Origin of the sequence: Streptococcus oralis, assembly GCF_001075875.1 — a bacterium.
GTDB classification, from domain to species: Bacteria; Bacillota; Bacilli; order Lactobacillales; family Streptococcaceae; genus Streptococcus; species Streptococcus oralis_I.
Window position 1 is genome coordinate 1 of sequence record NZ_JUOS01000163.1, and the last position, 13245, is coordinate 13245.

Annotated in this window: 19 protein-coding genes; 16 read left to right on the forward strand and 3 right to left on the reverse strand. The window is 38.7% G+C overall.

All coding sequences use genetic code 11. The features are described from left to right. Positions 1–114 precede the first annotated feature (114 nt). The 3 genes from ADM33_RS08690 to ADM33_RS08700 all read right to left on the reverse strand — a co-directional run bounded on the left by ADM33_RS08690 (position 115) and on the right by ADM33_RS08700 (position 2227). The gene (locus ADM33_RS08690; protein WP_049504558.1) at positions 115–1125 is read right to left on the reverse strand and encodes a YeiH family protein; all 1011 of its coding nucleotides are present in this window, start codon (positions 1123–1125) and stop codon (positions 115–117) included. A 474-nt stretch (positions 1126–1599) separates the two neighbouring features. After that, complete coding sequence (locus tag ADM33_RS08695; protein WP_049504560.1) at positions 1600–1953, reverse strand: type II toxin-antitoxin system RelE/ParE family toxin; 354 nt, start codon at positions 1951–1953, stop codon at positions 1600–1602. Beyond that, entirely contained in the window at positions 1943–2227 is a 285-nt protein-coding gene (locus tag ADM33_RS08700) for a type II toxin-antitoxin system RelB/DinJ family antitoxin (protein WP_049504562.1), read from the reverse strand. The genes ADM33_RS08695 and ADM33_RS08700 overlap by 11 nt, the downstream gene beginning before the upstream one ends. A gap of 691 nt (positions 2228–2918) precedes the next feature. On the opposite strand from ADM33_RS08700, the gene ADM33_RS08705 reads away from it, so the two are divergent. The 16 genes from ADM33_RS08705 to purC all read left to right on the forward strand — a co-directional run bounded on the left by ADM33_RS08705 (position 2919) and on the right by purC (position 13242). Continuing rightward, on the forward strand, positions 2919–4088 hold the full coding sequence (locus ADM33_RS08705) for a pyridoxal phosphate-dependent aminotransferase (protein ID WP_049504564.1): 1170 nt from the start codon (positions 2919–2921) through the stop codon (positions 4086–4088). Further along, positions 4085–4855: a DNA repair protein RecO gene (gene recO, locus ADM33_RS08710; protein WP_049504566.1), complete on the forward strand. Its 771-nt coding sequence runs from the start codon at positions 4085–4087 to the stop codon at positions 4853–4855. Before ADM33_RS08705 ends, recO begins: the two co-directional genes overlap by 4 nt. Then, the gene (plsX, locus tag ADM33_RS08715) at positions 4852–5844 is read left to right on the forward strand and encodes a phosphate acyltransferase PlsX (protein WP_049504567.1); all 993 of its coding nucleotides are present in this window, start codon (positions 4852–4854) and stop codon (positions 5842–5844) included. The genes recO and plsX overlap by 4 nt, the downstream gene beginning before the upstream one ends. Positions 5845–5849: 5 nt before the next feature. After that, a complete protein-coding gene (locus ADM33_RS08720) occupies positions 5850–6086 on the forward strand; it encodes an acyl carrier protein (protein ID WP_049504569.1) in 237 nt (78 codons plus the stop codon). A gap of 458 nt (positions 6087–6544) precedes the next feature. Continuing rightward, on the forward strand, positions 6545–6688 hold the full coding sequence (locus ADM33_RS08725; RefSeq protein WP_049504573.1) for a class IIb bacteriocin, lactobin A/cerein 7B family: 144 nt from the start codon (positions 6545–6547) through the stop codon (positions 6686–6688). A 17-nt stretch (positions 6689–6705) separates the two neighbouring features. Beyond that, positions 6706–6855 (forward strand): class IIb bacteriocin, lactobin A/cerein 7B family, encoded by a 150-nt coding sequence (locus ADM33_RS08730; protein WP_001052545.1) that lies wholly within the window; start codon positions 6706–6708, stop codon positions 6853–6855. Positions 6856–6867: 12 nt separating this feature from the next. Beyond that, a complete protein-coding gene (locus ADM33_RS11595) occupies positions 6868–7044 on the forward strand; it encodes a hypothetical protein (protein WP_000793176.1) in 177 nt (58 codons plus the stop codon). 208 nt (positions 7045–7252) lie between these two features. Continuing rightward, a complete protein-coding gene (locus ADM33_RS11600) occupies positions 7253–7408 on the forward strand; it encodes a hypothetical protein (protein ID WP_162837517.1) in 156 nt (51 codons plus the stop codon). A 38-nt stretch (positions 7409–7446) separates the two neighbouring features. Continuing rightward, positions 7447–7659, forward strand: a complete 213-nt coding sequence (locus tag ADM33_RS08735) for a hypothetical protein (protein WP_049504576.1) — start codon at positions 7447–7449, stop codon at positions 7657–7659. 80 nt (positions 7660–7739) lie between these two features. Next, complete coding sequence (locus ADM33_RS08740; RefSeq protein WP_049504578.1) at positions 7740–7928, forward strand: hypothetical protein; 189 nt, start codon at positions 7740–7742, stop codon at positions 7926–7928. 24 nt (positions 7929–7952) lie between these two features. Further along, complete coding sequence (locus ADM33_RS08745; RefSeq protein ID WP_049504581.1) at positions 7953–8162, forward strand: hypothetical protein; 210 nt, start codon at positions 7953–7955, stop codon at positions 8160–8162. A gap of 106 nt (positions 8163–8268) precedes the next feature. Continuing rightward, a complete protein-coding gene (locus ADM33_RS08750; RefSeq protein WP_049504582.1) occupies positions 8269–8505 on the forward strand; it encodes a hypothetical protein in 237 nt (78 codons plus the stop codon). Further along, entirely contained in the window at positions 8498–8692 is a 195-nt protein-coding gene (locus ADM33_RS11780; RefSeq protein ID WP_049504617.1) for a hypothetical protein, read from the forward strand. Before ADM33_RS08750 ends, ADM33_RS11780 begins: the two co-directional genes overlap by 8 nt. Before the next feature lie 167 nt (positions 8693–8859). Further along, on the forward strand, positions 8860–11013 hold the full coding sequence (gene comA / locus ADM33_RS08760) for a peptide cleavage/export ABC transporter ComA (protein WP_049504585.1): 2154 nt from the start codon (positions 8860–8862) through the stop codon (positions 11011–11013). A 12-nt stretch (positions 11014–11025) separates the two neighbouring features. Then, positions 11026–12366, forward strand: a complete 1341-nt coding sequence (locus tag ADM33_RS08765; RefSeq protein ID WP_049504587.1) for a bacteriocin secretion accessory protein — start codon at positions 11026–11028, stop codon at positions 12364–12366. A gap of 168 nt (positions 12367–12534) precedes the next feature. Further along, positions 12535–13242, forward strand: coding sequence for a phosphoribosylaminoimidazolesuccinocarboxamide synthase (gene purC, locus ADM33_RS08770; RefSeq protein WP_049504589.1), 708 nt, complete (start codon positions 12535–12537; stop codon positions 13240–13242). The last annotated feature ends 3 nt before the right edge of the window (positions 13243–13245 follow it).

Below are 13245 nucleotides of genomic sequence, written 5' to 3' on the forward strand. Positions count from 1 at the left end.
CCGCAGGTTGCTCAAAGCACTGCTTTGAGGTTGTAGATAGAACTGACGAAGTCAGTAACACATATCTACGGCAAGGCGACGTTGACGTGGTTTGAATTTGATTTTCGAAGAGTATTAGAAAATACCGATAAGGGTCTGCATCCCGAGACTAGTCAGGATGATGGCAATCCAGCAGAGGGCACCAAGAAGAATGGATTTACCGCTGGACTTAATCATAGCGATGAGGTTGGTTTTGAGGCCGATAGCGCTCATGGCCATGATGATGAAGAATTTAGACAGTTGTTTGAGAGGTGCAAAGAAGTTGCTGCTGACACCGAAGGAAGTAAGGACGGTGGTTAGCAGAGAAGCTAGGATGAAGTAGAGAATGAAAACAGGGAAGATTTTTTTAAGTTTTACCCCTTGGTTGTTTCCTTGTTGACGACTTTGCCAGTAAGAGAGGAAGAGAGTGATAGGGATAATAGCTAGGGTACGGGTCAATTTGACAATGGTGGCAGCTTCGAGAGTATTGGACTGGTAAAGACTATCCCAGGCGCTGGCAGTGGCTGTTACAGAGGAAGTATCATTGACCGCAGTTCCTGCAAAGAGAGCAAAGCCTTCGTTGGAAAGATGGAGCCAGGTTCCTAGAGTTGGGAAGATAAGAGCTGCCAAGACATTGAAGAAAAAGATAACAGAAATGGCTTGTGCGACTTCTTTTTCCTTGGCATGGATGACAGGAGCAGTCGCTGCAATGGCAGAACCGCCACAGATAGAGGAACCAACACCGATCAAGGTAGCTAGCTTTGTATCTAGGTCAAAAAAGCGCTGGAAAAGATAGGCAACAATCAAGGCTATAGAAATGGTGGATAGAATGACAGGGAGCGAAGATTTTCCTACTGCAAAAACTTGAGAGATATTGAGTCCAAACCCAAGCAAGATAACAGCATACTGAAGCAGTTTTTTGGAGCTATAAGTCAAGCCGGCTTCCAGTTGTGTATAGGAAGTGAGAAATGGGTGGAGAATCATGCCAATAAAGATGGCAAAAACAGGTGCTCCCACAACAGGCAGAAAGCCTCCTAGAACCCAAGAGATGATAGAAATGATCAGACAGGCTAACAGTCCTGCCCAATTTTTTGATAGAAATGACATAAAAACCTCCGAAAATAAATACTCCTTATTATAATCTTATCTCGAAGAAAAGTAAAGTTTAATAATTATTTGACAAGTTTCTCAAATTTATGTGATAATAGCTGTACAAGAACTGTAACGAAGTCTTGGCAAAAACAGAAATACCAGAGCTCCACCTCTGGTATTTCTGTTTATCTAGTCATATTAAAACTAAACTCAGGTTATATTTTTTTGTCGCGCTTGTCTAGCCACTTTCTGACTATCCACTCAGAAATGACATTACGATCTAGTAATCAATAATGGTGCTAGAATAGTTGTAACGAAGATTAGCAAAACCGTATTTTACAAAGGTATACTCTGTAATATTTAAATCCTTATTAAATCAACGTTTCTAAAGAAAAAGTAGCTGTAAAATATTATATATACAGCGTATTGTTAAACCAAGACGGTACCATAAATTAAGGTTTCGGAGTTTATAAAATAAAGAAAGATGTCTCAATCAGTTGAGCTTTTTTTATTACCATTTTGTAGCAAAGTGACATAGTCGCTTTTTATGTGGAATAGGTGAGATAAAAAAACAGTGTTTCGTTTTTGGTCGATGAAGTAGAGTAAGACATACTGACCGATAATTTTTCCTCGTGTAGGGTACTTACTATTAATCTTTACACCAATTTTTTCATCGGCGTCAAAACCAGCCTCAGGAAAGACTTCTAAACTTTTTAAGCCATCTAAAATTTTACCCACAGTATTTTTAGCAGACTGAGGTGATAAAAGAACAGTAGTGATGTAATCATGAATACTGTCAATAGCTTGGCTCACTTCATCAGAAATAATAACTTTATAAGCCATAGCGTGCCCTCATACTGTCTAGGGAAGTCCCTTTTCCTGCTTCATATTCTCTTAAGGCTCGTTCGGATTGAGCTTGTAATTCCTCAATCAACTGTTCACGGTGTAAATCTTCTGCAGTCTTGATTGGCAAGTCCTGTTCGAGGACAATCTGCTCTATAAAAAGAGTGATAGCATCCGTCATGGTCATTCCTTTTTCCTTGATAATGGCTCTAGCTTGTTCCATTGCTAACTCATTGATTTTAAAATTATATTGCTTAACAAGTGATCTAGTCATGGTATATCTCCGTTCTATATCGTGTATATCCAGTATATATTTTTTGAACTTTTTTTGCAAGAAAAAAAACTCTTGAATATACTCCAAGAGTGAAACGAATAGGACCAGTGGTGGAGCGGGTTCTTTACAACCTAAAGCTGAAGGTAGTGCCGAACCTGAACCTGAATCATCAGCAACATTTGAGCAAACTGTTACTAGTCACTCGACATCATCTTATCCTTAGTTATCGTTTAGGACAAATAAGAGAGAATGTCAACAATAATTCTTATTACAACCATCTGTCCTGTACCTTTGTTTGATTTTCTTGTTTTTGAATAAATTGTCTGACTGTATCTTTCAAATGTTTCTGAAATTCAAGAATCTGACTAAATTCATTTAGGTTAGCCTGATTATCTTCGTTTACTTTTTTGTGACCTGATTTATATTGACTCCTATCCGATTTATTTCCTTACGCAACTCCTCAATACTCGTCGAAAATCTCCTAATACGTTGTCATCTTCGGCTTACCTAACCTTAGTTATGCTTTCACCTCGATTCCTAGTTTCATGAGATTTTCATTGAGTATTCTAAAAACGTAGTGTTGTAATGAATTTAAATGAACATACATCAGTTGCTTATGCTAGTGTGATTTTGCGGTCAGAGAGCTTTTGTAGTATAATAGACATATGTTCTTTAAGCAAGGAGGGTATCTATGGACTTAACCAAGCGATTTAATAAACAATTAGATAAGATTCAAGTTTCCTTGATTCGTCAGTTTGACCAGGCTATTTCTGAGATTCCTGGGGTTCTACGTCTGACATTGGGAGAGCCTGACTTTACAACTCCAGACCATGTCAAGGAGGCAGCTAAGCGAGCCATTGACCAAAACCAATCCTACTATACAGGGATGAGTGGTTTGATGACCTTACGCCAGGCAGCTAGTGATTTTGTAAGAGAAAAATACCAGCTGGACTATAATCCAGAGAATGAAATCTTGGTTACAATTGGTGCGACAGAGGCCCTATCAGCTACTTTGACAGCTATTTTAGAAGAGGGAGACAAGGTTCTCTTGCCAGCTCCTGCCTATCCTGGTTATGAACCAATTGTCAATCTAGTTGGCGCGGAGATTGTCGAGATTGATACGACTGAGAACGGTTTTGTCTTGACTCCTGAAATGCTGGAGAAGGCGATTCTGGAGCAGGGTGACAAGCTCAAGGCTGTTATTCTTAACTATCCAGCCAACCCAACTGGAATTACTTATAGTCGCGAACAGTTGGAAGCCTTGGCAGACGTTTTACGTAAGTATGAGGTTTTCGTTGTCTGTGATGAGGTCTACTCAGAATTAACTTATACAGGGGAAAATCATGTCTCTTTGGGGACTATGCTGAGAGATCAGGCCATTATCATCAACGGTCTATCTAAATCACATGCCATGACAGGTTGGCGTTTAGGCTTTATCTTCGCACCAGCAAACTTCACAGCTCAACTCATCAAGAGTCACCAGTACTTGGTAACTGCTGCAAATACTATGGCTCAACATGCTGCGGTGGAAGCCTTGACGGCTGGTAAGAATGATGCAGAGCCGATGAAGAAGGAGTATATCCAACGTCGGGACTACATTATCGAGAAGATGACTGACCTTGGTTTTGAGATTATCAAACCAGATGGTGCTTTTTATATCTTTGCTAAGATTCCAGCAGGCTATAATCAAGATTCCTTTGCTTTTCTGAAGGATTTTGCTCAGAAGAAGGCTGTTGCCTTTATCCCTGGTGCAGCTTTTGGTCAATATGGAGAAGGTTATGTGCGCTTGTCTTATGCGGCTAGTATGGAAACCATCAGAGAGGCTATGAAACGTCTTGAGGAGTACATGAGAGAAGCATGATTCAGTCTATTACGAGTCAGGGGTTGGTGCTCTACAATCGTAATTTTCGTGAGGATGACAAGCTAGTCAAGATTTTTACAGAGCAGGTCGGTAAGCGCATGTTTTTTGTCAAACATGCCGGTCAATCCAAACTGGCTCCAGTTATTCAACCTTTGGTGCTGGCTCGTTTTCTTTTGCGAATCAATGATGATGGGCTTAGTTATATTGAAGACTACCATGAGGTGATGACCTTTCCAAAAATCAATAGTGATCTCTTTGTCATGGCCTATGCGACCTATGTGGCAGCTCTGGCAGATGCTAGTTTGCAGGACAATCAACAGGATGCTCCCTTGTTTACTTTTTTACAAAGGACTTTAGAGTTGATGGAAGAGGGTCTGGATTATCAAGTTTTGACTAATATTTTTGAAATTCAGATTTTGACACGTTTTGGGATCAGTCTTAACTTTAATGAGTGTATTTTTTGCCATCGGGTGGGTCAGGCCTTTGATTTTTCTTTCAAATATGGCGCTTGCTTATGTCCTGAGCATTATCATGAGGATGAGAAACGTTGTCATCTGAATCCAAACATTCCCTATCTGCTCAATCAATTTCAAGCTATTGACTTTGAGACTTTAGAGACTATTTCTCTCAAGTCTGAAATCAAGCAAGAATTGCGTCAGTTCATGGATCAAATTTATGAAGAATACGTAGGAATTCACCTAAAATCAAAGAAATTTATTGATTCCCTAGCTGATTGGGGACAATTACTAAAAGAGGAAGACAAATGAAAAAAATCGCAGTAGATGCAATGGGTGGCGATTACGCACCTCAAGCTATTGTAGAGGGAGTCAATCAAGCCCTTGCTGACTTTTCAGATATTGAGATTCAACTTTATGGAGACGAAAGCAAAATCAAGCAATATCTAACAGCTACAGAACGAGTCAGCACTATCCATACGGATGAAAAAATTGATTCGGATGATGAACCGACAAAAGCCATTCGTAAGAAGAAAAATGCCAGTATGGTATTGGCTGCTAAGGCTGTCAAAGATGGTGAGGCTGATGCCGTGCTATCAGCAGGGAATACAGGTGCTTTGCTAGCGGCAGGATTTTTCATCGTTGGTCGCATCAAGAATATTGACCGACCTGGACTTATGTCAACCTTACCAACAGTTGATGGGAAAGGTTTTGATATGCTAGACCTTGGTGCCAATGCAGAAAACACAGCCCATCATCTTCATCAATATGCCATCCTAGGTTCTTTCTACGCTAAAAATGTTCGTGGAATTGCAAAACCACGAGTTGGTTTGCTTAATAATGGGACAGAGAGTAGCAAGGGAGATCCACTCCGCAAGGAAACTTTTGACTTGTTAGCAGCTGATGAGAGTTTGAACTTTGTCGGTAATGTGGAAGCGCGTGATTTGATGGAGGGTGTTGCAGATGTTGTCGTGGCAGACGGTTTCACGGGAAACGCTGTGCTAAAATCCATCGAAGGTACAGCCATGGGAATCATGGGCTTACTTAAAAATGCTATTACAGGTGGTGGACTTCGAGCAAAACTTGGTGCTCTGCTTCTTAAGGATAGTCTTAGAGGTTTGAAAAAGCAGCTCAACTATTCTGACGTTGGAGGTGCAGTCTTGTTTGGTGTCAAGGCGCCGGTTGTCAAGACTCATGGATCAAGTGATGCCAAGGCTGTGTACAGTACGATTCGTCAGATTCGTACCATGCTAGAAACAGACGTAGTTGCTCAAACTGCGCGTGAATTTTCAGGAGAATAATATATATGACAGAAAAAGAAATTTTTGATCGTGTCGTGACCATTATCCAAGAACGTCAAGGAGAAGACTTTGTAGTCACAGAGGCCTTGAGCTTGAAGGATGATCTGGATGCTGATTCGGTAGATTTGATGGAATTTGTCCTAACCATTGAGGATGAATTTGGAATTGAAATCAGTGATGAAGAAATCGATCACCTCCAAAGTGTGGCAGATGTATTGAAAGCCATTAAAGATAAAATCTAACATATAGCAACATGCAAGTCATGTTGTTTTTTTGTTTCTCGAAAAAAGATAAGATTTTGAAATTTTACAGTTGAGTTTACGAATAAAGAGATGAGAACAAAAAAGGAGGATTACTGATGTATGTGACAGGTCTTTATCCGTGGTTGATCAAGTGGTTTTTAAAATAAATTTGACTTAGTTGTTTATTTTGAAATTATTTTATCGAATAGATAAGTAAGAAGAAAAGGAAAGGAGTTTGATTAATGTATTTACCAATTTTACTTCCATGGTTTATCAAATTGTATTTTAAATAAATTAAATTTATTCATTCATTTTAAAATGATTTCTCGAATAGACAAGTGAGAAGATAAGGAAAGAGAGAAAAAATGATTTCAGTTATTTATCCAATTTGGCTTTTAAAATGGTTTAAAGGTTAACAATCACAAACAAAAAAACTATAAAAATAAAGGAGAAAACAAATGACAAACTTTGACAAAATGGAACAGAACTTTGCAGCTCTTACGGAAGAAGAGCTGATGGAAGTGGATGGGGGGTCGGTTACCGCTGTAGTTGTAGGAGGTATCTTACTAATTGGTGGTATTGCTTGGGGCTATTTTATGTAATAATAAGGAGAGAAAAAATGAATTTAAATAAATGGACGGAATTGACAGAAGAAGAATTGATGAATACAGCAGGTGGATCAATTACCATAGCCACGGTTGGTGCAGGATTGGCAATTTTCCTTGGTGGTCGATTAATTGGTCAAGATTTAAAACGTAAATTTGGATAGAAGTGAACTTGTATGAAAAATCTAAAAAATGTAATGGGAGCCTTTTTAATTATTTTTGGAGTGCTTTGTATATTGGGGGATTTACATGTAATCACCTTTAATGTTGAAAAATATTTCCAAACAGAGTTATTTGTTCCGATGCTTATTTTGATGATGAGTTATTTAGATTCAGGTAAAGACAAGGTTTAAAGAGAACTATTATTAGTATGTGGCAAATGCTATAGAATAATCATCTTTTAGTTGTTATCAATGAAATAAGAACTAAAAAAATGGAGAAATAAATGAATATCTCAGAAGAATGTGCGGCTATAATTATATCAGCCTCAGGAATAGTAGGACTTTTGGTTGGAGTAGCTATTGGATTAGCTAGTATTATTTAAAAAGGAGTAGATGAAAGATGAAGAAACTGGATGAAAAATTTGCTATTATGACAGAGGAAGACTTGGCTGTAACTAAGGGAGGTTTCATTGTTACTACTTCTACAGCAGTAGCTTGGGGTGTTTTAGGAGTCGTTACCTATATGTATGGGCGTCATTTGGGAAGTAGACGTTAATTTAAAAATTTGTGGCAAATCGTAAAAGGAAATCAATTATGAATCGTAACACTGATCTCAATACATTGTTACCTAAACTAGCCACTATAGTTCCTTTGGTAGCAATAGGTTTCAATCTCGTGATTCATGTAATTCGTACAGGTTCTTTGTTATCCTTTGATTGGAAATGGTATTTAGTAGGATTGATTGCCTCAGGCTATTTTGGGATTTTTTGCAAGGATTTGTCAAAACATAATCCAAACTATAAATGATAACTCTGAATGAAAAGGATTTTGTGCGTGTGAATGGCGGAAAAACTCTGCCATTCTTGTCAGATAAATAGGAGTCTGCTATGAAAAAATTTTTATTGGGATTTGCTGAAGGTTATTTTATCGTGTCAGTCATTATCTATATTGTAACGTATTTGATTTTGAAAAAACCGATCAATACCTTGTTTTATCTAGAAATCTATCCAATTCTGCTTGGTCTGTTTTATGTAGGGTACAAGTATCAAATAAGAGGAAGTAAGATTGAAAATTGATGGACCATCATATTGGAGTTTGAGATGAGAGTCGTTCAAGTGTTACAAAAAGCTTGGCTAGAGTTTACTGTATGCTGCAGTTCGATGGTTTATATCATTGTTAGAATAGTCGCTGATGTAAACAAAATAAATCTACCTACATGGTTTGAATATTTTGATATACCTACGATTTCACTATTTGGGATGGCATTTATTTTACTTTATAGAAGTGAAGAAAAATGTGATAAAGGTTGATAAAATGAATTTGAATTTTGTGGCTCCAGTATTAGGGCAATCTTGAGGAATGTTGGGGTGTTAAGCTGATGAACTGTAGTCTGATTTTAGTTAGAAAGATATTCGTATGTTTAAAAAAGAAGTGATATTATTAGAGCTGCTTCTACTAGTACGTATTGTACTTTCTATCATGCAAGTTTTAATAGACTATAAACTATTGCTAGGAAAGTATAGTGTAAATTTCATGGAACTTTCAGATTTATTCTCTTATCCTCTACTTTTTTTAATCATTTACATAGCGGTAAAATATCATGCTATCCAGAAAATAAGAGGTAAAGAAGATAATCAGGATGGAAATGAATAAGACTTTAAAAATCTTTCTAACGTTCCTTTTCTTATTTCTGATGAATATGTTTATTCTCAAGATACTAGCAACTCTGGGATTTCAGCTGACAATGAGTGAAAAGAGTTATATTGTACCACCGCTGTTTTCGATTATCGTTTTGTACATGATTGACAAAGGAATTAGGAAGAAAAAGAAATCTTTATAAATATATATTTTAGGTAGGACGTTTGTTCTACCTATTTTTATGTAGGAAAAAGTGCTGTTCAGGTGCAGTTATTGTTTTTTTAGAAATAATTTTCTTTTTGCTTCTTTGTTTGGATAAAATAATCTTACAAAGTTTTCTTTGGAGATTGTTAGGAAAAGGAGTAGGATATGAAATTTAGTAAACGGCATTATCGTCCTCAGGTAGACCAGATGGACTGCGGTGTGGCTGCATTGGCCATGGTCTTTGGTTATTATGGTAGTTATTATTCTCTGGCTCACTTGCGAGAGTTGGCCAAGACGACCATGGATGGGACTACGGCTTTAGGCTTAGTCAAGGTTGCTGAGGAGATAGGTTTTGAGACGCGAGCAATAAAGGCGGACATGACCTTGTTTGATTTGCCGGATGTAACTTTTCCTTTTGTGGCTCATGTGCTCAAGGAAGGGAAATTGCTCCATTATTATGTGGTGACTGGCCAGGACAAGAACAACATTCATATTGCTGATCCAGATCCTAGTGTTAAGCTGACCAAGATTTCTCGTGAGCGCTTTGCCAAGGAGTGGACAGGAATCACCATTTTTATGGCTCCATCTCCGAGTTATAAGCCTCATAAGGAACAAAAAAATGGGCTTCTCTCCTTTATCCCTATATTAGTGAAACAGCGTGGCTTGATTGTCAATATCGTTTTGGCGACCCTCTTGGTGACCTTGATTAACATTGTGGGTTCTTATTATCTGCAGTCTATCATTGACACTTATGTACCAGATCAGATGCGCTCGACACTGGGAATTATTTCGATAGGGCTAGTCATCGTTTATGTCCTTCAGCAAATCTTATCTTATGCCCAGGAGTATCTTTTACTTGTTTTGGGGCAACGCTTGTCCATTGACGTGATTTTATCCTACATCAAGCACGTTTTTCATTTACCTATGTCCTTTTTTGCAACACGAAGGACAGGGGAAATCGTGTCTCGTTTCACGGATGCAAATAGTATCATCGATGCACTGGCTTCGACCATTCTGTCAATCTTTTTGGATGTATCTACTGTCTTGATTATTTCAGTAGTTCTATTTTCGCAGAATAGCAATCTCTTTTTCATGAGCTTACTAGCCCTTCCTATCTACACAGTGATTATCTTTGCTTTTATGAAGCCATTTGAAAAGATGAATCGGGAAACTATGGAAGCTAATGCGGTTCTGTCTTCTTCTATCATTGAGGACATCAATGGCATTGAGACCATCAAGTCCTTAACTAGTGAAAGTTCACGCTACCAAAAGATTGACAAGGAATTTGTAGATTATCTGAAAAAATCTTTTACTTACAGTCGGGCAGAAAGTCAGCAAAAGGCTCTGAAAAAGCTTGCCCAACTTTTGCTCAATGTTGCCATTCTCTGGATGGGGGCTCTCCTAGTCATGGATAATAAGATGAGTTTGGGCCAGTTGATTACCTATAATACCTTGCTTATTTACTTTACAAATCCTTTGGAAAATATCATCAATCTGCAAACCAAACTTCAGACAGCGCAGGTTGCCAATAACCGTCTCAATGAAGTTTATCTGGTTGCATCTGAGTTTGAGGAAAAGAAAACAGTCTCGGATTTGAGCTTGCTAGAAGGAGATATGGATTTCAAGCAGGTTCACTACAAATATGGCTATGGTCGAGATGTTTTGTCGGACATCAATCTAACCATTCCACAAGGCTCTAAAGTGGCTTTTGTAGGGATTTCAGGATCGGGTAAGACGACCTTGGCTAAGATGATGGTTAATTTTTATGATCCTAGTCAGGGGGAGATTAGTCTGGGTGGTGTCAATCTCAATCAGATTGATAAAAAGGCTCTGCGCCAGTATATCAACTACCTGCCTCAGCAGCCCTACGTCTTTAACGGAACGATTTTGGAGAATCTTCTCCTCGGAGCTAAGGAGGGGACGACCCAGGAGGATATCTTGAGAGCAGTGGAGTTGGCAGAGATTCGGGAGGATATTGAGCGCATGCCACTGAATTACCAGACAGAATTGACTTCGGATGGAGCTGGCATTTCAGGTGGGCAACGTCAGAGGATCGCTTTGGCGCGTGCTCTCTTGACTGATGCGCCTGTCTTGATCTTGGATGAGGCGACTAGCAGTCTGGATATTTTGACAGAGAAGCGAATCGTGGATAATCTCATGGCTTTAGACAAGACCTTGGTTTTCATCGCCCACCGTTTGACCATTGCTGAGCGGACAGAGAAGGTTGTCGTTTTGGATCAAGGCAAGATTGTCGAAGAGGGTACACATATGGATTTACTGGCTCAGGGTGGTTTTTATGCCCACTTGGTGAATAGTTAGAGAGGAGAAAAGATGCAATCAGAATTTTTAGAAAGTGCTGAGTTTTACAATCGTCGTTACCATAATTTTTCTAGTTATGTGATTTTTCCAAGTTTTATCTTGTTTTTGTTCCTGATCATTTTTTCAATCTTTGCACAAAAGGAGATAAGCTTGACAGCTGGAGCTACGGTAGAACCTGCTCGTATCATTGCTACCATTCAGTCTAGTAGTAATAGTAAGATTGTGGCGAATCATTTGGCTGAAAATAAGTTTGTCAAGCAAGGGGATCTTCTCGTTCAATACCAAGAGGGAGCAGAAGCAGTTCAGGCAGAAAATTATGCTAGTCAGTTGGAAATACTCAAGGATCAGAAGGTTCAACTGGAGTATTTAAAAGCAAGTCTTCAAGCAGGAAGTGATCAATTTCCTGAAGCAGATAAATTTGGCTATCAGCATAGTTTTTTAGATTATCTAAATCAAGCTGCTAGTCTGCGAAGTCAGGTTGAGCAACAAAATGCTAGTATATCATCTCAAAATGCAGCAGCCAGTGGTAGTCAGGCAGAATTAGGCAATATCATCGGCGAAACCCAGTCCAAAATTAAAGAATATCAGCAAGCCAAGTCTGCTATTCAGGGTGATGGACACTTAGAGAGTGATCATCCAGCTTATGCTATTTATCAGTCGACAAAGGAGCAAGGATCGGAAGCCAAACAGCAGGCCTTATCTCAGCTAGATGCTCAAATCACTCAGTTGGAGTCAACTCTTGCAGGTTATCGAGTACAGTATGCAGGTTCAGGAGCCCAGCAAGCTTATGCATCTGGATTGGGAAGTCAGTTGGAATCATTAAAATCTCAGCAACTTGCCAAGGTAGGCCAGGAATTAACGCTCTTGGATCAGAAAATTCTTGAAGCGGAGTCAGGTAAAAAGATTCAAGGGAATCTTTTAGAGAAGGGGAAAATTACAGCAACAGAAGATGGTGTTCTACATTTGAATCCTGAGCATAGTCGATCTACCATCATTCCAGAAGGAACTATCCTCGCTCATCTTTTTCCACAGTTGGCTAAAGAGAGGAAGGCAAAACTAACAGCTTATATCAGTTCTAAGGAAGTGGCTGGTCTCAAGCATGGAAATGAGGTACGATTTACAACAGTAACGGATGCCAATAAGCAGCTAGTATTGACCTCCAAGATTACGAATATCGATACCAGTGCGACTCAAACAGAAAAGGGTAATTTCTTTAAATTAGAGGCAGAGACGGATTTGAATGCTGAACAAGCAGAAAAACTTCGTTATGGACTTGAAGGTCATTTGACTATGATTACAGGTAGGAAGAGTTTTTTACGCTACTATCTTGATCGTTTTTTGAAACAAGAATAAAGTTCTCATTTTAACTCAATTCAATCTTAGAAAATCGCAAATGAAAATTCGTTTGCGATTTTTCTGTACTTTTTCAGATATGATATCAAATATAGTTCGTGAAATATTTGATTTTTGGTGTCTGTTGTGTTAGAATGATGTAAAGTAATACGAAAGGCGAACAAGAAAATGTCCAGTAAACTTATTTATACGGGAAAAGCTAAAGATATCTATACTACAGAAGACGAAAATGTGATTAAGTCGGTCTACAAGGACCAGGCAACCATGCTGAATGGAGCTCGCAAAGAGACCATTGAGGGTAAAGGTGTGCTGAATAATCAGATTTCGTCTCTTATTTTTGAAAAATTGAATGCGGCTGGTGTGGCGACACACTTTCTCGAACGTATTTCTGACACAGAACAACTCAACAAGAAAGTGACAATCATTCCTTTGGAGGTTGTTCTTCGTAACGTGACTGCGGGTTCTTTCTCAAAACGTTTTGGTGTGGAAGAAGGTTTGAATCTGGAAACTCCAATCGTTGAATTTTACTACAAGAACGATGATTTGGATGACCCATTCATCAATGATGAGCATGTGAAGTTCTTGGATATTGCCAATGATGAGCAAATTGTTTATATCAAGGAAGAAACGCGTCGTATCAATGAATTGCTGAAAGATTGGTTTGCACAAATTGGTCTTGGCTTGATTGACTTCAAATTGGAATTTGGTTTTGATAAGGACGGTAAGATTATCTTGGCAGATGAATTCTCACCAGACAACTGCCGTCTTTGGGATGCGGAAGGTCATCACATGGATAAAGATGTTTTTCGTAGAGATTTGGGCAGTTTAACGGATGTTTACAAGGTCGTTTTAGAAAAATTGCAGGGCTTGAAGTAACTT

What these genes read in the sequence shown, in the direction of transcription:
- ADM33_RS08690 (WP_049504558.1), bottom strand. Translation starts at nt 1,125, where the DNA reads ATGTCATTTCTATCAAAAAATTGGGCAGGACTGTTAGCCTGTCTGATC.
- ADM33_RS08695 (WP_049504560.1), bottom strand. Translation starts at nt 1,953, where the DNA reads ATGGCTTATAAAGTTATTATTTCTGATGAAGTGAGCCAAGCTATTGAC.
- ADM33_RS08700 (WP_049504562.1), bottom strand. Translation starts at nt 2,227, where the DNA reads ATGACTAGATCACTTGTTAAGCAATATAATTTTAAAATCAATGAGTTA.
- ADM33_RS08705 (WP_049504564.1), top strand. Translation starts at nt 2,919, where the DNA reads ATGGACTTAACCAAGCGATTTAATAAACAATTAGATAAGATTCAAGTT.
- recO (WP_049504566.1), top strand. Translation starts at nt 4,085, where the DNA reads ATGATTCAGTCTATTACGAGTCAGGGGTTGGTGCTCTACAATCGTAAT.
- plsX (WP_049504567.1), top strand. Translation starts at nt 4,852, where the DNA reads ATGAAAAAAATCGCAGTAGATGCAATGGGTGGCGATTACGCACCTCAA.
- ADM33_RS08720 (WP_049504569.1), top strand. Translation starts at nt 5,850, where the DNA reads ATGACAGAAAAAGAAATTTTTGATCGTGTCGTGACCATTATCCAAGAA.
- ADM33_RS08725 (WP_049504573.1), top strand. Translation starts at nt 6,545, where the DNA reads ATGACAAACTTTGACAAAATGGAACAGAACTTTGCAGCTCTTACGGAA.
- ADM33_RS08730 (WP_001052545.1), top strand. Translation starts at nt 6,706, where the DNA reads ATGAATTTAAATAAATGGACGGAATTGACAGAAGAAGAATTGATGAAT.
- ADM33_RS11595 (WP_000793176.1), top strand. Translation starts at nt 6,868, where the DNA reads ATGAAAAATCTAAAAAATGTAATGGGAGCCTTTTTAATTATTTTTGGA.
- ADM33_RS11600 (WP_162837517.1), top strand. Translation starts at nt 7,253, where the DNA reads ATGAAGAAACTGGATGAAAAATTTGCTATTATGACAGAGGAAGACTTG.
- ADM33_RS08735 (WP_049504576.1), top strand. Translation starts at nt 7,447, where the DNA reads ATGAATCGTAACACTGATCTCAATACATTGTTACCTAAACTAGCCACT.
- ADM33_RS08740 (WP_049504578.1), top strand. Translation starts at nt 7,740, where the DNA reads ATGAAAAAATTTTTATTGGGATTTGCTGAAGGTTATTTTATCGTGTCA.
- ADM33_RS08745 (WP_049504581.1), top strand. Translation starts at nt 7,953, where the DNA reads ATGAGAGTCGTTCAAGTGTTACAAAAAGCTTGGCTAGAGTTTACTGTA.
- ADM33_RS08750 (WP_049504582.1), top strand. Translation starts at nt 8,269, where the DNA reads ATGTTTAAAAAAGAAGTGATATTATTAGAGCTGCTTCTACTAGTACGT.
- ADM33_RS11780 (WP_049504617.1), top strand. Translation starts at nt 8,498, where the DNA reads ATGAATAAGACTTTAAAAATCTTTCTAACGTTCCTTTTCTTATTTCTG.
- comA (WP_049504585.1), top strand. Translation starts at nt 8,860, where the DNA reads ATGAAATTTAGTAAACGGCATTATCGTCCTCAGGTAGACCAGATGGAC.
- ADM33_RS08765 (WP_049504587.1), top strand. Translation starts at nt 11,026, where the DNA reads ATGCAATCAGAATTTTTAGAAAGTGCTGAGTTTTACAATCGTCGTTAC.
- purC (WP_049504589.1), top strand. Translation starts at nt 12,535, where the DNA reads ATGTCCAGTAAACTTATTTATACGGGAAAAGCTAAAGATATCTATACT.